Origin of the sequence: Streptomyces sp. NPDC047453, assembly GCF_040643155.1 — a bacterium.
Taxonomy (GTDB): Bacteria; Actinomycetota; Actinomycetes; order Streptomycetales; family Streptomycetaceae; genus Streptomyces.
Window position 1 is genome coordinate 107197 of the sequence record NZ_JBEYTS010000004.1, and the last position, 21625, is coordinate 128821.

General features: G+C 71.3%; 17 protein-coding genes. 3 read left to right on the plus strand and 14 right to left on the minus strand.

What is annotated here, in order from left to right; genetic code table 11:
- Positions 1 to 4: 4 nt before the first annotated feature.
- The 3 genes from ABZ818_RS06030 to ABZ818_RS06040 form a co-directional block, all read right to left on the minus strand.
- A complete protein-coding gene (locus ABZ818_RS06030; protein ID WP_361411386.1) occupies positions 5 to 1345 on the minus strand; it encodes an ABC transporter substrate-binding protein in 1341 nt (446 codons plus the stop codon).
- 38 nt (positions 1346 to 1383) lie between these two features.
- Positions 1384 to 3069: a glycoside hydrolase family 13 protein gene (locus tag ABZ818_RS06035; protein WP_361411388.1), complete on the minus strand. Its 1686-nt coding sequence runs from the start codon at positions 3067 to 3069 to the stop codon at positions 1384 to 1386.
- Between the two features lie 204 nt (positions 3070 to 3273).
- Entirely contained in the window at positions 3274 to 4548 is a 1275-nt protein-coding gene (locus ABZ818_RS06040; RefSeq protein ID WP_361411390.1) for an ABC transporter substrate-binding protein, read from the minus strand.
- A gap of 160 nt (positions 4549 to 4708) precedes the next feature.
- Between ABZ818_RS06040 and ABZ818_RS06045 the strand changes: the two genes are divergently transcribed.
- The 3 genes from ABZ818_RS06045 to ABZ818_RS06055 all read left to right on the plus strand — a co-directional run bounded on the left by ABZ818_RS06045 (position 4709) and on the right by ABZ818_RS06055 (position 8368).
- Complete coding sequence (locus ABZ818_RS06045) at positions 4709 to 5224, plus strand: PadR family transcriptional regulator (protein ID WP_361411392.1); 516 nt, start codon at positions 4709 to 4711, stop codon at positions 5222 to 5224.
- The gene (locus tag ABZ818_RS06050) at positions 5221 to 5976 is read left to right on the plus strand and encodes an ABC transporter ATP-binding protein (protein WP_100569501.1); all 756 of its coding nucleotides are present in this window, start codon (positions 5221 to 5223) and stop codon (positions 5974 to 5976) included. Before ABZ818_RS06045 ends, ABZ818_RS06050 begins: the two co-directional genes overlap by 4 nt.
- Positions 5977 to 6085: 109 nt before the next feature.
- A complete protein-coding gene (locus ABZ818_RS06055; protein WP_361411394.1) occupies positions 6086 to 8368 on the plus strand; it encodes an FtsX-like permease family protein in 2283 nt (760 codons plus the stop codon).
- Between the two features lie 121 nt (positions 8369 to 8489).
- Here the strand turns inward: ABZ818_RS06055 and pgi are convergent, their stop codons facing one another.
- The 11 genes from pgi to uvrC all read right to left on the minus strand — a co-directional run bounded on the left by pgi (position 8490) and on the right by uvrC (position 21600).
- Complete coding sequence (gene pgi / locus ABZ818_RS06060; RefSeq protein WP_361411396.1) at positions 8490 to 10142, minus strand: glucose-6-phosphate isomerase; 1653 nt, start codon at positions 10140 to 10142, stop codon at positions 8490 to 8492.
- A 66-nt stretch (positions 10143 to 10208) separates the two neighbouring features.
- Positions 10209 to 11489 (minus strand): MFS transporter, encoded by a 1281-nt coding sequence (locus tag ABZ818_RS06065; RefSeq protein WP_361411398.1) that lies wholly within the window; start codon positions 11487 to 11489, stop codon positions 10209 to 10211.
- Positions 11490 to 11626: 137 nt separating this feature from the next.
- Complete coding sequence (locus ABZ818_RS06070) at positions 11627 to 11962, minus strand: RNA polymerase-binding protein RbpA (protein ID WP_073952427.1); 336 nt, start codon at positions 11960 to 11962, stop codon at positions 11627 to 11629.
- Between the two features lie 215 nt (positions 11963 to 12177).
- Positions 12178 to 12414: a preprotein translocase subunit SecG gene (gene secG, locus ABZ818_RS06075; protein ID WP_361411400.1), complete on the minus strand. Its 237-nt coding sequence runs from the start codon at positions 12412 to 12414 to the stop codon at positions 12178 to 12180.
- Positions 12415 to 12571: 157 nt separating this feature from the next.
- Positions 12572 to 13348, minus strand: coding sequence for a triose-phosphate isomerase (gene tpiA, locus ABZ818_RS06080; RefSeq protein ID WP_361411402.1), 777 nt, complete (start codon positions 13346 to 13348; stop codon positions 12572 to 12574).
- 6 nt (positions 13349 to 13354) lie between these two features.
- The gene (locus ABZ818_RS06085) at positions 13355 to 14566 is read right to left on the minus strand and encodes a phosphoglycerate kinase (RefSeq protein ID WP_361411404.1); all 1212 of its coding nucleotides are present in this window, start codon (positions 14564 to 14566) and stop codon (positions 13355 to 13357) included.
- A 164-nt stretch (positions 14567 to 14730) separates the two neighbouring features.
- A complete protein-coding gene (gap, locus tag ABZ818_RS06090; RefSeq protein WP_361411406.1) occupies positions 14731 to 15738 on the minus strand; it encodes a type I glyceraldehyde-3-phosphate dehydrogenase in 1008 nt (335 codons plus the stop codon).
- 687 nt (positions 15739 to 16425) lie between these two features.
- The gene (gene whiA / locus ABZ818_RS06095) at positions 16426 to 17415 is read right to left on the minus strand and encodes a DNA-binding protein WhiA (RefSeq protein ID WP_141362000.1); all 990 of its coding nucleotides are present in this window, start codon (positions 17413 to 17415) and stop codon (positions 16426 to 16428) included.
- On the minus strand, positions 17406 to 18500 hold the full coding sequence (yvcK, locus tag ABZ818_RS06100) for a uridine diphosphate-N-acetylglucosamine-binding protein YvcK (protein WP_361411408.1): 1095 nt from the start codon (positions 18498 to 18500) through the stop codon (positions 17406 to 17408). Before yvcK ends, whiA begins: the two co-directional genes overlap by 10 nt.
- A complete protein-coding gene (rapZ, locus tag ABZ818_RS06105) occupies positions 18497 to 19498 on the minus strand; it encodes an RNase adapter RapZ (protein WP_361411410.1) in 1002 nt (333 codons plus the stop codon). The genes yvcK and rapZ overlap by 4 nt, the downstream gene beginning before the upstream one ends.
- Complete coding sequence (uvrC, locus tag ABZ818_RS06110; protein ID WP_361411412.1) at positions 19495 to 21600, minus strand: excinuclease ABC subunit UvrC; 2106 nt, start codon at positions 21598 to 21600, stop codon at positions 19495 to 19497. The genes rapZ and uvrC overlap by 4 nt, the downstream gene beginning before the upstream one ends.
- Positions 21601 to 21625 lie beyond the last annotated feature (25 nt).

The window sequence follows — 21625 nt, forward strand, 5'->3', positions numbered from 1 at the left end:
TGCGTCAGCCCTGGTTCTTGTACGCCTTGGCCGCCGCGGCCTCCAGCTTCGCCGCGGTGCCCTTCGGGTCGGACGGGTCGCGCAGGAAGTCCTGGAGCAGCTTCCACTCGCCCACGCCGCTGGTGCCGCCGAAGGCCGCCGGGGCCTGGTCGGACATGTCGAAGCGGACCGCGTCGGAGTCGCCCGCCGCGACCAGGGACTTGGCGGTGGCACGGGTGACGTCGTCGCCGTAGGAGGCGAGGTCGAGGTTCTTGTTCGGGGACAGGAAGCCGCCGGCCTTGGCCCACACGGCCGCGGCCTCCGGGGTGGCCAGGTACTCGAGGAGCTTCATGCCGGCCTTGGCGTTCTTGCCGTCCTTGAGGACGGCGGCAGCGTCACCGCCGCTGACGACCGGCGCGTTGCCGCCGTCGACCGGCGGGAACGGGAAGAAGTTCGCGTCCTTGCCGATGGTCCGGTCGAACTGGTCGTGGGCGACGCCCGCGACGAAGTCGCCCTCGTAGACCATGCCGGCCTCGGGCTTGGGCCCGAATACCTTCTCCACCGAGCCCGGGAAGTCGGTGTTGAGGGCGCCCTTCTGGCCGCCCGCGATCAGCTGCTTGTCCTTGAACAGCTTGCCGAGCGTGGTGAGCGCCTTGACCACGCTGTCGTCGGTCCACTTCAGCTGGTGCGCAGCGAGGGCGTCGTACTTCTCGGGGCCGGCCTGGGAGAGGTAGATGTTCTCGAACCAGTCGGTCAGGGTCCAGCCGTCCTGTCCGGCGACCGCGAAGGCGGCGAGCCCGGAGTCGGAGAGGGTGTGCCCGGCCTTGAGCATCTCGTCGTACGTCGCCGGCGGCTTGACGCCGGCCTGGTCGAGGGCGTCGGGGCTGTACCAGACGGTCGACTTGTGGGCGGCCTTGAAGTACAGGCCGTACAGGGTGTCGTCGACGCTGCCGTACTTCTTCCACACCGGCGCGAAGTTGGTGTCCACCGACTTCTGGGTGGTGCCGGACAGCGGCTCGAGCCAGCCCTTCTTGGCGAACTGCTGGAGCACGCCGACCTGCGGGACCATCACGACGTCGGGGGCGTTGCCGCCCTCGATCTTGCTGCCGACGACGGTGGAGACGTTGTCGCCGGTCGACATGAACTGGGTCTTGGCGCCGGTCTTCGCGGAGAACGCGTCCAGCACCTTCTGGAAGTTCTTCTGCTCGCTGCCGGACCAGACGCCGGCCACGGTGACCGTCTGGCCGTCGAGCGTCTTGTCGCCGCCGCCCGCGGAGACGGGGTCGTCGCTGCCGCAGGCGGTGGCGCCGAGGGCGAGGACGAGGGCGGTGCAGCCGGTGAGCAGGGTGGTACGTCGTCGCATCATCGTTGATGTCCCTTCGGAAGGTGGGGAATTGACGAGGTTCAGAGGTCGGTGCCGTCGGTGATCCACCAGGCGGCGGTGGACCCGGCGAGCACCCCGGGCGGGCAGTCGCCGCTGGCCAGCAGCGGGGTGCCGGAGACCGGCGCGGCGGTGGGCGACGTACCGAAGTTGACGGCGCAGACCAGGCCGTCGCCGCGGACGAAGGCGAGGACGTCCGGCGGGGTGTCCAGCCAGCGCAGCGATCCCTCGCCGAACTGGGGCAGCGCGGAACGCAGTTGCAGGCCGTCCCGGTACAGGTGCCAGAAGGAGCGGGTGTCGGCGAGGGCGCGTTCGGTGACGTACTCGGCGAAGTACGACGGCTGCGGCAGCCAGGGCTTGGCGCTCCGGGTCCCGGAGGTGAAGCCGAACGGGGAGACCTGCCCCGACCAGGGCAGCGGCACCCGGCAGCCGTCGCGGACGCGGGCACGGCTTCCGGTGCGGCGGAAGATCGGGTCGGTGAGCACGTCGTCGGGCAGGTCGACGACCTCGGGCAGGCCGAGTTCCTCGCCCTGGTAGACGTACGCGGCTCCGGGCAGCGCCAGCATCAGCAGCGCGGCGGCGCGGGCGCGGGCGGCGCCGAGTGCCCCGGCAGGCAACGTTTGCGACGGGGCGAACGTTGCCTGTTGGGGCACTGGGCCGCTGCCCTCCATGGCGGCCTCGCCGTAGCGGGTGACGGTGCGGACCTGGTCGTGGTTGTTGAGGACCCAGGTGACCGTGGAGCCGGTGCCGGCGATGTCCTGCATGGCCTCGGAGATGACCTTGCGGAAGGCGTCGGGGTCCCAGGGGGCGCCGAGCAGGTCGAAGAAGAAGGCCTGGTGCAGTTCGTCCGGGCGGACGTACTTGGCGTGCTCGCGGGCGCTGGGCACGGACACCTCGCCGACCAGCAGGCGTTCGCGGCCGTCGCCGGCGGTGTACTCCTCGCACACCGCGCGCCAGTTCCGCCACACGTCGTGCACCTCGGGCTGGTTCCAGGCCAGCGCGTTGACCGAGTCGCGGGTGCGGGCGTCGGCCTCCGGGTCCGGGGAGTCGGGCAGTTCGGGGTGCTTGAACAGGCCGGCGGCGACGTCGATGCGGAAACCGTCCACGCCCCGGTCCAGCCAGAAGCGCAGGACCCGCTCGAACTCGGCGGGGATCTCGGGGTTGCGCCAGTTCCAGTCGGGCTGCTCGGGCGTGAACATGTGCAGGTACCACTGGCCGGGGCGGCCGTCCGGCTCGGTGATCCGGGTCCAGGCGGGGCCGCCGAACATGGCGTGCCAGTTGTTGGGCGGCTCGGCACCGTCCGGGCCGCGGCCGTCGGTGAAGTGGAAGCGGGCGCGGGCCTCACTGCCGGGCCCGGCGGCGAGCGCCTCGCGGAACCACTGGTGCTCGCTGGAGCAGTGGTTGGGGACGATGTCGAGGAGCACCCTGATCCCGAGCCGATGGGCGGTCGCCATCAGCAGGTCGAACTCGGCGAGGTCGCCGAAGAGCGGATCGACACCGCAGTAGTCGGCCACGTCGTAGCCGTGGTCGTGCTGCGGGGAGGGATAGAAGGGACTCAGCCAGATGCCGTCGACGCCGAGCTTCTTCAGATACGGCAGCCCGGCCCGGACCCCGGCGAGATCGCCGATGCCGTCGCCGGTGCTGTCCAGGAAGCTGCGGACGTACACCTGGTAGATCACCGCGTCGCGCCACCAACCATGCCTGTTCAATCCATTGACCTGTTCCTGTGAAGGCAGCAGTTATGCATGCATGTTAGGTATCGGTGTCACGAAGGTGTCAACGAACGGAACAGACGCTCCTGGGCGGTTGACCGCTCATATCCGGACTTGTCCAGACGGGACGGCCGTAGATGTGATGGCGGCGTTACCTAACAAGTAACTACCATCGGGTTTCCGCTGTGAGCGGTACGAGCGCTACGAGCGCCCGGCGATGGCGTCGAGTTCGCGCGCGAGGCGCCGCACGGCCGCCTCGGGGGTCTGCCGCCCGGCCAGCGTGTCGTGCACGACCGCCTGCACCACCAGGCTGACCTGGTCGTAGTGCGGGCTCTTGGGGCGCGGCGCGGCGGCCAGCACGGAGGCACGCAGGGTGGGCAGGTACGGGAACCGCCGTACGAGCGCGGGGTCTTCGTACAGCGCGGCGCGCACGGGCGGCAGCGCGCCCTCGGTGAGCACCTGGCGCTGGACGGGCTCGCTGGTGAGGTACGCGATGAGGCGCGCGGCCGAGTCGGGGTGCCGCGCGTGCGTGTTGACGGCCAGGTTGGAGCCGCCGAGGACACTGGTCCCCGGCCCGTCGGGTCCGGGCAGCGGTACGGCGCCGATCTTCCCGGCGACCTCGGAGCCCTCGGCGGAGGCGACGGCGTACGCGTAGGGCCAGTTGCGCAGGAAGAGCAGCCGGCCGTCCTGGAAGGCCTGCTTGGACTCCTCCTCCTTGTACGTCAGCGCCTCCTCGGGGATCCAGCCCTCGGCGAAGCCGCGCGCCAGGAAGCCGATACCCTCGCGGGCCGCGCCCGAGTCGACGGTGACACGCTCGCCCTCGTCGCCGAGGATCGTGCCGCCCGCCGAGTACACGGCTTCGGCCGCGTTGACGGTCAGCCCCTCGTACGGCAGGAACTGGCCCGCGTAGCCGTCCAGTCCGTACTTCGGCGCGATGGTCCGGGCGGCCTGCTCCAGCTCGGCCCAGGTGCGCGGCGGCGGGACGCCCTCCTTGGCCAGGACGTCCTTGCGGTACAGCAGCAGGCCGGCGTTGGTGACGTACGGGACCGCGTACAGCCGTCCGTCGTAGGTGGCCGTGTCGACGACCGGGGGCAGGAAGGTCCCCAGCGGGAAGCGCTCGCGCGGCAGCGGGCGGATCCAGCCGGCGGCGGCGAACTCCGAGGTCCAGTTCACGTCGATGTTGAGCACGTCGAACCGGCTGCGGTTGCCGCCGCGCAGGTCGGTGGCCATCTGCGCCCGGGTCTCGTCGGCGGCGTCGGGCAGCTCGACGAGGGTGACCCTCTCGGTGGGGTGGGTGCGGTTCCAGCCCTCCAGCAGCGGGCCGAGGTAGCCGGTCAGATCGCCCGCGGTGGCCAGGGTGAGCGGGCCGCGGCCCTCGCCGCTCCCCTCGGTCGCCCGGGCACCCGAGGAGATATAGCCGGTCATGACCACGACCAGGACGAGGAGGCCCCTACCGGCGGCGTGGATCCACCGCATAGGTTCCTCCTTGCACACCGGCGCCGGGCACCTTCGCCCGGCTCAGGCCATGTATACCTGTTAGGTATGGGCGATACTAGGGCCTGGCGTCAATCTCACGTCGTCCACCCGGAGACACCCCGCATGACGCGTCTGACGAGGACCTAGGAGGAGAGCACGCGTGCGCCTGCCCCTCCTGGCACTTCTCGCGCGCGGTCCCGCCCACGGCTACGAGCTGAAGCAGGACCTTGAGCAACTGCTGGGCTCCGCGTACCCTCAGCCGAACGTCGGCCAGATCTACGTGACCCTCGGCCGCCTCGAGAAGTCGGGACTGATCGAGGGCGAGGAGGTCGAGCAGTCCAGCCGGCCCAACAAGAAGATCTACCACCTCACCGACGCCGGGCGGGGGGCGCTGCGCGCCTGGTTCGAGGAGCCCGAGGACGAACCGCGGGTGCGGGACGAGTTCTTCATGAAGCTCGCCCTCGCCCCGCAGACCGGTCTCGCCGACCAGATCGCCCTCATCAACAAGCAGCGGCGCCAGTACCTCAACACCATGCGCAACCTGTCGAAGCTGGCCGCCGCCGAGAGCCGGGACAACCGAATCGCCCAACTGCTGATCGAGGGCGCCATGCTGCACCTTCAGGCCGACCTGGACTGGCTGGAGCGGTGCCAGGAGGAACTGGAGGGGCTGGAGTGAGCGACGTCCGAGCTCCGGCGCTGCTGCGGGCCGAGGGCCTGGTCAAGACGCACCACGGCCAGGGGGCGCCCGCCCGGGCCGTGCGCGGGGTGGATCTGTCGGTGACCCGCGGCGAGTTCGTGGCGGTCACCGGCCCGTCCGGGGCCGGCAAGTCGACGCTGCTGCACCTGCTCGGCGGACTGCAGCGGCCGGACGAGGGCAGCATCTGGCTGGACGGCCGGTGCACCGACTCCTACGGCGAGGCCCGCTGGGCCGAGGAACGCCGCAACGGCATCGGGATCGTGTTCCAGTTCTTCAACCTGGTCTCCAACCTGTCCGTCGCCGACAACGTCGAACTGCCCGCCCTGCTCGCCGGCCGCTCGCCGCGGCAGGCGCGTGCCGAGCGGGAGGAACTGCTGGCCGAGCTGGGCCTGGAGGGCAAGGAGCGCAGTATGCCGGGCGAGTTGTCCGGCGGTGAGCAGCAGCGGGTCGCGCTGGCCCGCGCGCTGGTCAACCACCCTCCGCTGCTGCTCGCCGACGAGCCCGCCGGCAGCCTCGACAGCAAGGGCACCCGCGAGGTGATGCGGCTGCTGTCCCGCTTCCACGGGCGCGGCCAGACGATCGTGCTGGTCACCCATGACGCCCGGCTGGCGAGCGCCGCGGACCGGGTGATCAGTTTCTTCGACGGCCGGATCGCCGACGACGCGGAACTGGACGGCACGACGCCGTCGCGGAGCACGGGGATCTCGGGCGTGCTGGAACTGAGGGACTGAGTGCGGTGTACGACCACCTGATGTGCCCAGGGTGCGCCCACCCGGCGTGCCCGGGGTGCGGCCGCCCGGCGTGCCCGGGTCCGCGTTCCGGGCCGAGGGACTGAGGCCGGTGCGAGCCACGTTGCGCTGGGCGCACTCCGATCTGCGCGCCCACCGGGGGGAGGCGCTGTTCATCGTGCTTGCCACGGCCGGCATCGTCGCCTCGCTGCTGCTGGCCACCGCACTGTTCGGCTACGCGACCAACCCCTGGCAGCGGGTCTTCACCCAGTCCCACGGGGCCCATGTGTGGCTGCACACGGCGCGGTCCGCCGAGACGGAGCGGCTCGCCGCGCTGGACGGCGTCGAGTCCGTCACCGACGCCTACCTCGTCGAGTCCGCCACGGTCGTCTCCCGTGGCACCCGTGCCACCGTGGAACTTCGCGGTACGCCCTCGCTGCCCACCGTGGGACGCCCGCTGCTCACCGCCGGGCACTGGCTGGACGCCGGGGAGCCGGACGGCGTGGTCCTGGAGAGCCGCCTGGCCAGGGCGCTGCTGGCCGAGCCCGGGGACACGCTCGCCCTGCCCGGCACCGGGCGCGCGCTGAGCGTGGTGGGCATCGCCGACAGCGCCGAGCCCCGCTACGGCCCCGGCGAGCAGCCGGGACTGGTGTGGGCGCAGCCGTCCGCGGTACGCGAGCCCGGCGGACGGGTGGTCGGGCTGCGGCTGGCCGATCCCGACGACACGGACTACACCGTGCAGCGTGCCGTCACCGTGCTGGGCGCCGGCGTGGTCGGCGAGGTGTCCACCTGGCAGCAGGCGCGGGCCGAGGCACAGGGCGACAACCGGCTGCTCGGGCAGGTGCTGGGCCTGTTCGGGCTGGGCGCGCTGATCGCGGCCGGGCTGGCGGTGCACGGCGCGATCGGCACCCGCATCCGGGGGCATCTGCGGGACATCTCGGTACTGAAGGCGATCGGCTTCACGCCCGCCCAGGTGGTCCGGATCTTCCTGCTCCAGCATGTGGCGTACGCCGTGCTGGGTGCCGTGGCCGCGGTGGTGCTGACGGAGGGGCTGGGCGCGCGGATCCCGGGCCGGCTGGGCGACGCGGTCGGGGTGTGGCAGGGCTTGCCGGGCCACACGGTGGCGATGGGCGCGGTCCCGGTGGGCGCGGTACTGCTCATCGGCGCGGTGACCGGGCTCGCGGCGTGGCGGGCGGGGCGGGTGCCGCCGGTCCCGGTGCCGCACCCGGCGGCGGTGGCGGGCGGCGGGCTGACCGCGGTCGCCCGCAGGGCGCTGGGTCTGCGCCTGCCGCCCGCGCTGGTCCTGGGCTGGCACCGGGCCTTCACCCGCCGCCCGCGCACCTTCGCCACGGTGGGGCGGCTGGCGCTGCCGCTGCTGCTGATGGTGGTGGCGATGAGTGCCTGGACCACGATCGACCGCTTCCACAACCGGCCGGAGGAGCTGGGGCTGCCGGCCGCGCTGACCGTCCGCCCCGACAGCACCCTGAACGACGTCGGGACGCGGGAACTGCTGGACCGGGAACCCGGCGTCGCCGCCGTCTACCCCGGTGTGGAGGTGGCCGCCCTGGTCCCCGGCCAGACGGCCACGATCGCCCTGCGGGGCCTGGGCACCCGCGAGGCTCCCTACCCGTTCGCCCTGGCCGAGGGTCGCCGCGCCGACGGGCCCGACGAGGCGGTGGCCGGACAGGGCCTGCTGGACCTGCTCGACGTCCGGGTCGGCGACTGGGTGCGCATGACGGTGGGCGACCAGCCGCAGATCCTGCACATCGTCGGCCGCAGCATCGAGCCGGAGAACGCCGGCCGGGTCATCTCCACGTCCCTGGACACCCTGCACGAGAACGACCCGAACCTCAGCCCCACCTTCTACCAGCTCCGCCTCGATCCGGGCGCCGATCCGCGCCACGTCGCCACCGCCCTGTCCGCCGCCGCCCACGGCCACCTGGACGTCCATCCGGTGACCAACCCGGCCGACGGACTGTCGTCGATGCGCGCGGTCATCGTGGGCCTGATCTGCGTCCTGGCCCTGATCGGCCTGATCGAGCTCCTCTCCGCGATCGGCGGCACGATCCGCGAGGGCGAACGGGACCTCCTGGCCCTGAAGGCCATCGGCCTCTCCCCCCGCCAGATCACCGCGATCACGGTGACCGCGACCAGCTGCACGGCCCTGGCCGCCGCGGCCGCCGCCACCGCCCTGGCGCTCCCCCTGTCCAACTGGTTGATCAACGCCCAGGGCCACTCCAGCGGCATAGGCGCCGGCATCGCCAGAACCCCCTCCCCGCTCCTGCTCCTCCTCTTCATCACCTCGGCGGCTCTGGGCGCCGCGGCCCTCTCCACCCTCCCCGCCACCAGGGCCGCCCACCGCCGCCTGGCAGACACGTTGTCAGCGGTGGCCTGAACGTCCAAGGGTCCGGGCGGGGGCTGGGGCGGAGCCCCGGAGGGCCCGAGGGTCCGGAGAGCCCGGGGTCCCAGGGTCCCCGGGGCTCCGCTCCAGCAAGACGGGTGGGTGGGAAAAGGGATCAGCGGGAACGAAGGGCGCGGTACTTGGCGACCAGGGTCGTCGTGGAGGGATCCAGACCCTCCACTTCCGCACCCTCCGTCAGAGCCGGCTCCACCCGCTTCGCGAGGACCTTGCCCAACTCGACTCCCCACTGGTCGAAGGAGTCGATGTTCCAGACGGCGCCCTGGACGAACACCTTGTGTTCGTACAGGGCGATCAACTGCCCCAGCACCGACGGAGTCAACTCGCGCGCGAGGATCGTGGTCGTGGGGTGGTTTCCGCGGAACGTCTTGTGCGGCACCAACTCCGACGGCACCCCCTCCGCCCGTACCTCCTCCGGCGTCTTGCCGAAGGCCAGCGCCTGGGTCTGCGCGAAGAAGTTGGCCATCAGCAGATCGTGCTGCGCCCGGAGTTCACCGCTCAGCTCGGCCACCGGCTCGGCGAAGCCGATGAAGTCCGCCGGGATCAGCTTCGTGCCCTGGTGGATCAACTGGTAGTACGCGTGCTGCCCGTTCGTGCCCGGCGTCCCCCACACCACGGGCCCGGTCTGCCACTCCACGGGCTCCCCGTCCCGCTGCACCGACTTCCCGTTGGACTCCATGTCCAGCTGCTGCAGATACGCGGTGAACTTCGACAGATAGTGCGAGTACGGCAGCACCGCATGCGACTGCGCGTCGTGGAAGTTGCCGTACCAGATCCCCAACAGCCCCAGCAACAGTGGCACGTTGGACTCGGCCGGCGCGGTCCTGAAGTGCTCGTCGACGAGGCGGAAGCCGTCCACCATCTCACGGAACCGGTCCGGCCCGATCGCGATCATCAGGGACAGGCCGATCGCGGAATCGTACGAGTACCGGCCCCCGACCCAGTCCCAGAACTCGAACATGTTCTCGACGTCGATGCCGAACTCGGACACCTTCTCCGTGTTCGTCGACAGCGCCACGAAGTGCCGGGCGACCGCCTCCGGGCCGGCCTTCAGCTCCCCCAGCAACCAGTTGCGCGCCGACGTGGCGTTGGTGATCGTCTCGATCGTGGTGAACGTCTTGGACGCGATGACGAACAGCGTCTCCGCCGCGTCCAGATCCCGCACGGCCTCGTGCAGATCCGCGCCGTCGACGTTCGACACGAACCGCACCGCCAGCCCGCGGTCGGTGTAGGCCCGCAGGGCCTCGTACGCCATCGCGGGACCCAGGTCGGAGCCGCCGATGCCGACGTTGACCACATTGCGGATCCGCTTGCCGGTGTGCCCCGTCCACTCCCCCGACCGCACCCGGTGGGCGAAGTCGCTCATCTTGTCGAGGACCGCGTGCACCCCCGGCACGACGTTCTCCCCGTCGACCTCGATCACCGCGTCCCGCTGCGCGCGCAGCGCCGTGTGCAGCACGGCCCGGTCCTCGGTGACGTTGATCTTCGCACCGCGGAACATGGCGTCCCGCAGCCCGAACACGTCCGTCGCGGCGGCCAGCTCCCGCAGCAGCCGCAGGGTCTCGTCGGTGACGAGGTGCTTGGAGTAGTCGACGTACAGATCACCGACCTGGAGGGCGTACGCCTCGCCGCGCTCCGGGTGGGCCGCGAACAGATCCCGCAGACCGGCGTCGGCGAGCTCCTCACGATGCCTGGCCAGAGCGGTCCACTCGGGCCTCTGGTTGAGCCCGGTACGGGCGTCTGCGTTCATTCGGACCTCAGCCTTCTTTCCTAGCTGTCCTGCGTCCTTGCCCCGCTGCCGGTCCAACCTAGTTGATCAGCGGGTGACATGAGTCGTCGTCACGCCGTCATCCGGCGTAACAACGAGTACGTCGGCACGGCGCGCGGGTATCAGCGCGGCCACGGAAAGGACGAAGAACGCGGCCGTGAGCAGCGCCGGCCAGTTCGGCCCCCACGCGGCGGCGACGGCCCCGCCGAGCACCGCGCCCAGCGGCGCCCCGGCCACCGCGAGGGTCCGGAAGGCCGCGCTGACCCGGCCCAGCATCCCGGCGGGGCTGCGCTGCTGCATCAAGGTCGTCGTGTTGACGTTCCACACCATGCCCATCAGCCCGAACACGGCCAGCGCGGCCACCGCGGCGGCCAGGCTGGGCACCAGCCCCAGGACCACCAGCGCGGCGATCTGCACCACGCCGGCGAGCACCACGGCCCGCATCCGCCCGAGCCGGGCCACGATCCGCCGGTTGACCGCTCCCCCGGCCAGGCTGCCGAGCGTGTACGCCGTCAGCGCCGCCGCGTACCCCTTGGTGCCCGCGCCCAGCCAGCCGGTCACGACGACCACCAGGGTGGCGATGAGCGCGCCCATCCCGACGTTGCACAGGGCGGTGGCGGCGCACAGCCCGCGCAGGGCCCTGTCCCGCCCGAGGGCGCGCAGCCCCTCGGCTGTCTCCCGCCGCAGCGTGCTGCCCGCCGGTCTCGGCTGCCGCTCGGGCGCCGGGACCCGCAGGGAGGCCACGAGAGCGGCGGCCACCAGGAAGGTGGCGGCATCGGCCGCGAAGGGCGCGGCGGCCCCCGCGGCGAACAGCAGGGGGACGACCGGGCCGCCCAGCAGCCCGCCCGCGAGGCGCTGCCCGGTCATCAGACGGGCGTTGGCGCTGCCGAGCGCCTCGGGTCCCACCAGGGCGGGCAACAGGGCCGTGGCGGCGTTGTCGAAGAGTGTCTGGAGCGTGGTCAGCGCGAAGGCCAGGGCGATCAGCAGGCCGGTCGAGGCGTGGCCGAGGGCCACCGCGAGGGCGAAGCCGCCGACAAGGAGGCCCCGTACCGTGTCCGCCGCCCACATCGCGCGCCGCTGGTCCACACGGTCCGCGACGGCGCCGCCGAGCAGCCCGAAGACGATCCAGGGCAGATAGCCGCAGGCCGTGACGGAGGCGATGAGCAGCGGGTCGTCGGTCAGGGACAGGGCGAGCAGCGGCAGCGCGACCGTACGCAGCGCGTCGCCGAAGCTGGACAGCACGGCGGCACTCCACAGCCGTCCGAATCCACCGCGCCACGCCGGCGCACCCGCGTCGACGACTTCGCGCCCGGCCTCGACCCCTGTCATGGCTTCCCCCGCCTCACGATTCACCGATGCGAAAACCGTAGGGGGCACCACTGACAATCGGTCCGCGGCGGCCGGTCCGCCCGGATACGCAACAGGTCCGGCCCCGCACCCGAAGGCGGCCGACCGGACCTCAAGTCCTAGATCTCGCCCCGCAGTTTGGCGAGCGCCTCGGCGAGGATCGCCTCACCGTCCGCGTCGCTGCGCCGCTCCCGCACATAGGCCAGGTGCGTCTTGTAGGGCTCGGTCCGCGGCGGGGCCGGCGGGTTGTCCTGGTCCTGTCCGGCCGGAAAGCCGCAGCGCGGGCAGTCCCAGGTGTCGGGAACCTGCGCGTCGCTGGCGAAGCTCGGCTGGGTCTCGTGTCCGTTGGAGCACCAGAAGGAGATGCGCAGACGCGGCGCGGACTCGCCACGCTCGGCCTCGCCCATCGGCCCCGCCCCGACCCGGCTTCCTCGGATCGCGTTGCCACTTGCCACGGTCGTAACTCCCTGCGTGATGGTGCCGCGAAGCGAGTCGGCCTCCGCTCCGCCGCGAGCGCCTCAGTCTACGTAAGGCCCAACGCGCGTCCAGTGATGGGAGTTACCGCTCCCACACAGACGCAAGCCCCATGATAGGCCGCGCTCAGGAGCGCGTACCGACCATGGGGCCATACGTGTGGAATGTGCGGTCCCGGCCGACGGGCAGCCGCTCGTCAGCTGCTCGACTTCATCAGGATGCCGAGCACGATGATGCAGGCGAGCCACAGCAGGCCGATGACCACGGTGATGCGGTCGAGGTTGCGCTCGGCGACCGAGGAGCCGCCGACGGAGGACTGCATACCGCCACCGAACATGTCGGAGAGGCCGCCGCCCTTCCCCTTGTGCATCAGCACCAGCAGCATCAGCAGCAGGCTGAAGACGATCAGGGCGATCGAGAACCCCAAAACCACGGCTGGACCAACTTCCTCGGATTCGGATGGACGACGGGGTGTGGCAGGTCATGCCTACCATGCCCCCGCAAGGGTACGACGGATCGCCGCCCACGCATACTCACGGCCCGGCCCGCCGCTCAGGGCGGGCCGGCTCAGTGCCCGCGGTGGACCCGGCTCACTGCTCGGCGAAGCGCACGATCTTGACGAACTCGTCCGAGTCCAGCGAGGCACCGCCGACCAGGGCGCCGTCGATGTCCTTCTGCGCCATGATCTCGGCGACGTTGCCCGACTTCACCGAGCCGCCGTACTGGATGCGCACCTGGTCGGCGACCTCCTGCGAGTACAGCTCGGCGAGCTTGCCGCGGATGGCGCCGCAGACCTCCTGGGCCTCCGCCGCGCCGCAGACCTTGCCGGTGCCGATGGCCCAGACGGGCTCGTAGGCGATCACGATCGACTCGGCCTGCTCGGCCGGGAGGTCCTTCAGACCCCCTTCGACCTGGGCGAGCGTGTGCGCGACGTGGTTGCCCGCGTCGCGGACCTCCAGTTCCTCGCCGACACACAGGATCGGGGTCAGGCCGTGCTTGTAGGCGGCCTTGACCTTGGCGTTCACCAGCTCGTCGGTCTCGTTGTGGTACTGCCGGCGCTCGGAGTGGCCGATCACCACGTAGGTGCACTTCAGCTTGGCCAGCATCGGACCGGAGATCTCGCCGGTGTACGCGCCGGAGTCGTGCGCCGAGACGTCCTGGGCGCCGTACTTGATCTTGAGCTTGTCGCCGTCGACCAGCGTCTGCACGGAGCGCAGGTCGGTGAAGGGCGGCAGGACGGCGACCTCGACGGCCTCGTAGTCCTTGTCGGCCAGGGCGAAGGCGAGCTTCTGGACGTGCGCGATGGCCTCGAGGTGGTTGAGGTTCATCTTCCAGTTGCCCGCCATCAGCGGCGTGCGCGTGCTCATACGGTTTCAGTCCTCCAGTGCGGCGAGGCCGGGGAGCGTCTTGCCCTCGAGGTATTCGAGGGAGGCGCCGCCGCCGGTCGAGATGTGGCCGAATGCCGTCTCGTCGAAGCCCAGCGTACGGACTGCCGCGGCGGAGTCGCCGCCGCCCACGACGGTGAAGCCGTCCGAGTCGACCAGGGCCTGGGCGACCGCCTTGGTGCCCTCGGCGAAGTCGGGGTGCTCGAAGACGCCCATCGGGCCGTTCCAGAACACGGTGGCGGCGTCGGCGAGCTTCGCGGCGTACAGCTTGCGGGACTCCGGGCCGATGTCCAGGCCCTGCTGGCCGGCCGGCATGGCGTCCGCGGCGACGGCGGTGGGGTGGACCGGGGCCTTGGCCTTCAGGTCCGGGAACTCGGGCGAGACCAGCGTGTCCACCGGCAGGACCAGCTCGACACCGGTCTTCTCGGCCCGCTCGATGTACTCCTTGACGGCCGGGAGCTGGTCCTCCTGAAGGAGGGACGTGCCGATCTCGTGGCCCTGGGCCTTGAGGAAGGTGTACGCCATGCCACCGCCGATGAGCAGCCGGTCGGCCTTGCCGAGCAGCTCGTCGATGACGGCGAGCTTGTCGGAGACCTTGGCGCCGCCGAGGGCGACGACGTAGGGCCGCCGGACGTCCTCGGTGAGCTTCTTCAGGACACCGACCTCGGTGGCGATGAGGTAGCCGGCGTAGTGCGGCAGGCGGGCCGGCAGGTCGTAGACGGAGGCGTGCTTGCGGTGCACGGCGCCGAATCCGTCGCCGACGTAGACGTCCGCGAGGGCGGCGAGCCGGTCGGCGAACTCGCCGCGCCCGGTGTCGTCCTTGGACGTCTCGCCGGGGTTGAACCGCAGGTTCTCGATGACCGCGACCTGGCCGGGCTGAAGGCCGTCCACGGCGGCGTGGGCGGCCGGGCCGACGGTGTCCTGAGCGAACGCCACGGGGGCGCCCAGGAGTTCGCCGAGCCGCTCGGCGGCGGGCAGCAGCGAGAAGGCCGGGTCCGGGGCGCCCTTGGGGCGGCCCAGGTGGGAGGCGACGACCACCTTGGCGCCGGCCTCGGCGAGGGCCTTGACAGTGGGCAGGACGGCGCGGATGCGACCGTCGTCGGTGATGACACCGTCGGCCAGCGGCACGTTGAGGTCGGCGCGGACGAAGACCCGCTTGCCGTCCACGCCTTCGGAGAGAAGTTCGTCGATCGTCTTCATGAGGTGGGACTCCTGAGGAGGGGGCTCTTGATCGTACGAGGGCTGATCGATCCGCACGTGGGCGGGTTGTGGTCGTTCGGCCCGCTGTACGTGCGTCAGGGCCCGGACGGCGCTTGGCGCGCCGCCCGAGCCCTGATCTCACATCGAGGTGCCTGCCCTGCCGGTCAGAGCTGGTTGCCGACGAAGACGGTGAGGTCGACGAGGCGGTTGGAGTAGCCCCACTCATTGTCATACCAGCCGATGATCTTCACGTTCTTGCCGTCCTGAACCATGGTCAGGGAGGAGTCGAACGTGCAGGACGCCGGGGCGTTGACGATGTCCGAGGAGACGATCGGGTCCTCGGTGTAGTCCAGGAGGCCCTTCAGCTCCCCCTCGGCGGCCTTCTGGAAGGCGGCGTTGACCTCTTCCTTGGTGACCTCGCGGGAGAGTTCGACGACGAGGTCGGTGACCGAGCCGGTGGGAACCGGGACACGCATGGCGATGCCGTCCAGCTTGCCCTTGAGCTGCGGCAGCACCAGGGCGGTGGCCTTGGCGGCGCCGGTGGTGGTCGGGATGATGTTCTCGGCGGCGGCACGGGCGCGGCGCAGGTCCTTGTGCGGGAAGTCCAGGATGCGCTGGTCGTTCGTGTACGCGTGCACGGTGGTCATCAGACCCTTGACGATGCCGAAGTTCTCGTCGAGGACCTTCGCCATCGGCGCCACGCAGTTGGTGGTGCAGGAGGCGTTGGAGATGACGTGGTGGCTGGCCGGGTCGTACGTGTCCTGGTTGACGCCCATCACGATGGTGACGTCTTCGTTCTTCGCCGGGGCGGAGATGATGACCTTCTTGGCGCCGCCGGCGATGTGCTTCTCGGCGTCTTCCTTCTTGGTGAAGATGCCGGTGGACTCGATGACGATGTCGACGCCGAGTTCACCCCAGGGGATGTCGGCGGGGTTGCGCTCGGACAGCACCTTGATGGTGTGGCCGTCGACCGTGATGGTGTCGGCGGTGTGGGAGACCTCCTGCTTGAGGCGGCCCAGGATGGTGTCGTACTTCAGCAGGTGAGCGGTGGTCGCGGTGTCACCCAGGTCATTGACAGCCACGATCTCGATGTCTGCACCCTGCTCCAGCAGCGCGCGGAAGTAGTTACGACCGATGCGGCCAAAGCCGTTGATGCCTACGCGGATCGTCACGAACCGATCTCCTCGTTGGTACGCCGGTTTCGACGCCGGCGAGCTGTATTGGGATGTCCCCGACCACCCACGACCCTACCCCTCCAAGGCCTCCGAAGTGACATCCGGACGCGTCCTGGACAGCACGGCTTCCACAAAGGTCCGAACCCCTGGCGCAGGCCGCCGGGATCACCCGATTTCGCTATGGATTGCCCATACCAATTGACCGTGTTGGTCACTCGTTCGTGAGCACCTCAGCTCACTTGTGAAATGCCGCGATCTCCGGCCAATCCGGACTTCCGGCAAACCCGTCAATTCACCCACGGGGCCGCCTCCGTGGCGGAGTGTCCCCACCGCCCGTCCATACCTCGGCGACCTCCCTCCTCGGCGGCCGAAGCGGCCTGTCAAGCACCGTCGCCGACCCGCGTCGGCCGCCCCGGGGCTGGTCACTGTCGGTAGCCGTAAATCAACCGACCGGCCACCATCGGCCAACCAGCCGGTGCTGGTTGGCCGATGGTGGCCGGTCGGGGTGAGGTGACGATCGATGTGAGGCGGCACGCCGATGGCGGTCGGCGCGGGTCGGTCGGGTGGCGCCGACCGACCCGTGGCGGGAGGACGCGGCCGGCCGGAGGCGGCAGGGCGGTCGGGAACGATCAGGACGTGGGCCGGTCGGAACATGGGGCCGGCCGGTCGGCCGGCCCCTGGCGGTCAGCCCGCCAGGTTGTCCGCCAGTTCGTCGGCGAGGTTCGCCTCGGTACCGGGGATGCCGAGGTCGGAGGCCCGCTTGTCGGCCATGGCCAGCAGACGGCGGATGCGGCCGGCGACCGCGTCCTTGGTCAGCGGGGGGTCGGCGAGGGCGCCCAGCTCCTCCAGGGAGGCCTGCTTGTGCTCCATGCGCAGGCGCCCCGCGGCGGCGAGGTGCTCGGGGACGTCGTCGGCGAGGATCTCCAGGGCGCGGGCCACCCGCGCGCCGGCCGCGACGGCCGCGCGGGCCGAGCGGCGCAGATTGGCGTCGTCGAAGTTGGCGAGGCGGTTGGCCGTGGCGCGGACCTCGCGGCGCATCCGCCGCTCCTCCCAGGCCAGCACGGACTCGTGGGCGCCGAGACGGGTCAGCAGGGCGCCGATCGCGTCGCCGTCGCGGACCACCACCCGGTCCACGCCCCGCACCTCGCGGGCCTTCGCGGCGATGGACAGCCGCCGCGCGGCACCGACCAGCGCGAGGGCCGCCTCCGGGCCCGGGCACGTCACCTCCAGGGAGGAGGAACGGCCCGGCTCGGTGAGCGAGCCGTGGGCCAGGAAGGCACCGCGCCAGGCGGCCTCCGCGTCGCAGGTGGCCCCCGAGACCACCTGCGGCGGCAGGCCGCGGATCGGGCGGCCCCGACCGTCGACCAGACCGGTCTGGCGGGCCAGCTGGTCACCGCCCGCGACGACGCGCACGACGTAGCGCGAGCCGCGGCGCAGCCCGCCCGGCGCCATCACGATCAGCTCGGAGCTGTGCCCGAAGATCTCCAGGATGTCCCGCTTCAGGCGCCGTGCCGCCATGGCGGTGTCCAGCTCCGCCTCGATCACGATCCGCCCGCTGACCAGGTGGAGGCCGCCGGCGAACCGCAGAAGGGCGGAGACCTCCGCCTTCCTGCAGCAGGTCCGGGTGACGGGGAGCCGGGAGATCTCGTCCTTCACCGCTGCCGTCATCGCCATGGGCCGATCCTTCCATGCATCCGAAAAATACGGTCGTACGCGGCGGCCAGCAGCTCCGGGTCGTGCCGCGGAGTTCCGTCCCTCCGGGCCACCGGCGCGAGCTCGACCGCGGCGCCGAACCGCTCGGCGGCCTCGGTCAGCACATCGCGGTCGGGCACGGCGGCCTCGTCGGCCAGCACCACGTCCAGGGCGAGTTTAGGGGCGTGTCGTCCCAAAACCTCCAAATGACGCTGCGGGGAGAAGCCCTCGGTTTCTCCCGGCTGCGGCGCGAGGTTCAGGGACAGCACCCGGCGGGCCCTGGTCTCGGTGAGCGCGTCCAGGAGCTCGGGCACCAGCAGGTGCGGGATGACCGAGGAGAACCAGGAGCCGGGTCCGAGCACCACCCAGTCCGCGTCCAGGACCGCGTCGACGGCCTCGGGCACGGCGGGCGGGTCGAGCGGCACCAGGTGCACGGACTGCACCTCGCCCGAGGTGAGCGCGACGGTGGCCTGGCCGCGCACGGTGTCGACGTCCTCGGGCCGCTCCGGGTCGTGCCCCTTGACCAGGGCCTGGAGCTCCAGGGGGACGGCGGACATGGGCAGCACGCGCCCGTGCGCCCCCAGCAGCTTGCCCACCAGGTCCAGCGCCTGGACATGGTCGCCGAGCTGTTCCCACAGGGCGACGATCAGCAGGTTGCCCACCGCGTGGTCGTGCAGGTCGCCCTGGGAGGTGAAGCGGTGCTGGATCACTCGGGCCCAGGTCTGGCCCCAGTCGTCGTCGCCGCACAGCGCGGCCAGCGCCTTGCGCAGGTCCCCGGGCGGCAGCACGCCCAGCTCGTCGCGCAGGCGCCCGCTGGAGCCCCCGTCGTCGGCCACGGTGACGACGGCCGTGAGGTCGCCGGTGATCCGGCGCAGTGCGGCGAGCGAGGCGGACAGGCCCATGCCGCCGCCGAGGGCGACCACCTTGGGCTGAGCGCCGCGGCGGCGCGCGCGGCCGCCCCGGGCCTCGGCCGGGCGCCCCGCGCGCGCCGCGATCGCCTGGCGCGCCGAACGCCCCTCCGGCACCACCCGGCGCAGCCTGCTCAGCCGCGGAGTACGTCCGCTCACTCGCGCCCCATGTCCCGGTGGACGACGACGGTCTCCACGCCCTCGGCCGCGAGCCGCGCGGCGAGCTTCTCCGACACGGCCACCGAGCGGTGCTTGCCGCCCGTGCAGCCGATCGCGATGGTCACGTACCGCTTGCCCTCGCGCCGGTAGCCGGCCGAGATGAGCCGCAGCAGCTCGGCGTAGCGGTCGAGGAACTCCTTGGCGCCGGGCTGGTTGAAGACGTACGCGGCGACCTCGTCGTTCAGGCCGGTGTACGGGCGCAGTTCGGGGACCCAGTGCGGGTTGGGCAGGAACCGCATGTCGGCGACCAGGTCGGCGTCGACCGGCAGGCCGTACTTGAAGCCGAACGACATCACGGTGGCCCGCAGTTCGGGCTCCTCCTCGCCGGCGAACTGGGCGTCCATCTTGGCGCGCAGTTCGTGCACGTTGAGGCTGGAGGTGTCGATCACCAGGTCGGCGTCGCCGCGCAGTTCGCGCAGCAGCTCGCGCTCGGCGGCGATGCCGTCGACGATGCGGCCGTCGCCCTGGAGCGGGTGGGGCCGGCGCACCGACTCGAAGCGGCGCACCAGGGCCTCGTCCGATGACTCCAGGAAAACGATCCGCCTGGTGACGTTCTTGGCCTCCAGGCCGGCCAGGGACTCGCGCAGGTTGTCGAAGAAGCGGCGGCCGCGGACGTCGACGACGACCGCGATGCGTGCCACGTTGCCCTGCGAGCGGGCACCGAGCTCCACCATGGTGGGGATCAGTGCCGGCGGCAGGTTGTCGACGACGAACCAGCCGAGGTCCTCCAGACATTTGGCGGCCGTGGACCGGCCGGCCCCGGACATGCCGGAGATGATCACCAGCTCGGGAATGGCCGTGTCGGGGACGCCGGCCGTGTCGATGCCCGTACTCACCTGTGCTCCGTTTTCCTTGGACGCGCGATCGTGCTGTTCCTCGCGCGGTCCCTCGTGGGACTGATCTCGCTCGGCGCTTCGCCGTGCGTCGTGCTCGGTCATGTCTCCTGCCCCCGTCGGTCGTCCGGAACGCCCGTGGGCACGGGCGTCTCCGCGTCACCCGCCGTAGTCGCCGGCGGCGCTTCTTCCACGTCTTCCATGATCTCTCCAGTCGCCGTGTTGACGGCGGGTGCGGCCGGGGCCGCCTGGGCGAGTGCCGCGGCGATGGTCTCGGCCGTTTTACGGCCTATACCGGGTACCCCGCAGATCTGGTCGATTGTCGCGGACCGCAGCCGCTTCACCGAGCCGAAATGCTTGATCAGCGCCTGTTTGCGTGTCTCGCCGAGGCCGGGCACGTCGTCCAGGGGCCCGGCCCGGAAGCGCTTGGCCCGTCTGGTGCGCTGGTAGGTGATGGCGAACCGGTGGGCCTCGTCGCGCACGCGTTGCAGCAGGTACAGGCCCTCGCTGCTGCGGGGCAGGACCACCGGGTCGTCGTCGCCGGGCAGCCAGACCTCCTCCAGCCGCTTGGCCAGTCCGCACACGGCGATGTCGTCGATGCCGAGTTCGTCCAGGGCCCGCTGGGCTGCCGCCACCTGGGGCTGCCCGCCGTCGACGACGACGAGCTGGGGCGGGTAGGCGAAGCGCTTGGGGCGGCCGTCGTCCTCGGTGAGCGCGCCGACGGGGCCGCCAGGTGCACCGTCGGGGGAGCCGTCCGGCAAGCCGTCCACGGGGACGTCCTCGCCGTCGGCCCACTCGCCGGTCCTCTCCTTCTCCGCGAGGTAGCGCCTGAAGCGGCGGGTGATCACCTCGTGCATGGAGCGGACGTCGTCCTGGCCCTCGAAGCCCTTGATCTGGAAGCGGCGGTACTCGCTCTTGCGCTGGAGGCCGTCCTCGAAGACGACCATGGAGGCCACCACGTCGTCGCCCTGGAGGTGGGAGATGTCGTAGCACTCGATCCTGAGGGGGGCGCTGTCCAGGTCGAGGGCCTCGGCGATCTCCTCCAGGGCGCGCGAGCGCGTGGTGAGGTCGGAGGCGCGCCTGGTCTTGTGCAGGACGAGCCCCTGCTGGGCATTGCGCTGCACGGTCTCCATGAGGGCCTTCTTGTCGCCGCGCTGCGGGATGCGCAGCGAGACGTTCGACCCGCGGCGCTCGGCGAGCCACTCCTGGACCGGCTCGACCGGGTCGGGCAGGGCGGGGACGAGGACCTCCTTGGGGACGGCGTCCCCGCTCTCCTCGCCGTACAACTGCTGCAGGGCGTGCTCGACGAGGGCGCCGGTGGTGACGTCCTCCACCTTGTCGGTCACCCAGCCGCGCTGGCCGCGCACCCGTCCGCCGCGCACGTGGAAGATCTGCACCGCGGCCTCCAGCTCGTCCTCGGCGACGGCGATGAGGTCGGCGTCGGTCGCGTCGGCGAGCACGACCGCGTTCTTCTCCATGGCCTTCTTCAGGGCCTCGATGTCGTCGCGCAGGCGGGCGGCCCGCTCGTACTCCATCTCCTCGGCCGCCTCCGTCATCTCCTTCTCCAGGCGGCGCAGATACGTTCCGGTGCGGCCGGCCATGAAGTCGCTGAAGTCCTCGGCCAGTTCGCGGTGCTCCTCGGCGGAGACGCGGCCGACACAGGGCGCGGAGCACTTGCCGATGTAGCCCAGCAGGCAGGGGCGGCCGGTGCGGGCGGCGTTCTTGAAGACACCGGCCGAGCAGGTGCGCACCGGGAAGACGCGCAGCAGCAGGTCGACGGTGTCGCGGATGGCCCACGCGTGCCCGTACGGCCCGAAGTAGCGCACGCCCTTCTTCTTGTGGCCGCGCATCACCTGCACCCGCGGGAACTCCTCGTTCATCGTCACCGCGAGGTACGGGTAGCTCTTGTCGTCGCGGTACTTGACGTTGAACCGGGGGTCGTACTCCTTGATCCAGGAGTACTCCAGCTGCAGCGCCTCGACCTCCGTGGACACCACCGTCCACTCCACGGACGCGGCCGTGGTGACCATGCTGCGAGTGCGCGGGTGGAGGTGCGCGAGGTCCTGGAAGTAGTTCGCCAGGCGCTGGCGCAGGCTCTTGGCCTTTCCGACGTAGATGACCCGGCGGTACTCGTCACGGAACCGGTAGACCCCGGGTGAGTCCGGGATGTCTCCCGACTTGGGGCGGTAGCTGGAGGGGTCGGCCATGTCTCAACCCTACTGTCGAGCACCG

Excerpts from the sequence above, each read along its gene's own strand:
- uvrC (WP_361411412.1), bottom strand. The coding sequence starts at position 21,600 with ATGGCCGACCCCTCCAGCTACCGCCCCAAGTCGGGAGACATCCCGGAC.
- ABZ818_RS06085 (WP_361411404.1), bottom strand. The coding sequence starts at position 14,566 with ATGAAGACGATCGACGAACTTCTCTCCGAAGGCGTGGACGGCAAGCGG.
- ABZ818_RS06065 (WP_361411398.1), bottom strand. The coding sequence starts at position 11,489 with ATGACAGGGGTCGAGGCCGGGCGCGAAGTCGTCGACGCGGGTGCGCCG.
- pgi (WP_361411396.1), bottom strand. The coding sequence starts at position 10,142 with ATGAACGCAGACGCCCGTACCGGGCTCAACCAGAGGCCCGAGTGGACC.
- tpiA (WP_361411402.1), bottom strand. The coding sequence starts at position 13,348 with ATGAGCACGCGCACGCCGCTGATGGCGGGCAACTGGAAGATGAACCTC.
- rapZ (WP_361411410.1), bottom strand. The coding sequence starts at position 19,498 with ATGACCGAGCACGACGCACGGCGAAGCGCCGAGCGAGATCAGTCCCAC.
- whiA (WP_141362000.1), bottom strand. The coding sequence starts at position 17,415 with ATGGCGATGACGGCAGCGGTGAAGGACGAGATCTCCCGGCTCCCCGTC.
- ABZ818_RS06030 (WP_361411386.1), bottom strand. The coding sequence starts at position 1,345 with ATGATGCGACGACGTACCACCCTGCTCACCGGCTGCACCGCCCTCGTC.
- ABZ818_RS06040 (WP_361411390.1), bottom strand. The coding sequence starts at position 4,548 with ATGCGGTGGATCCACGCCGCCGGTAGGGGCCTCCTCGTCCTGGTCGTG.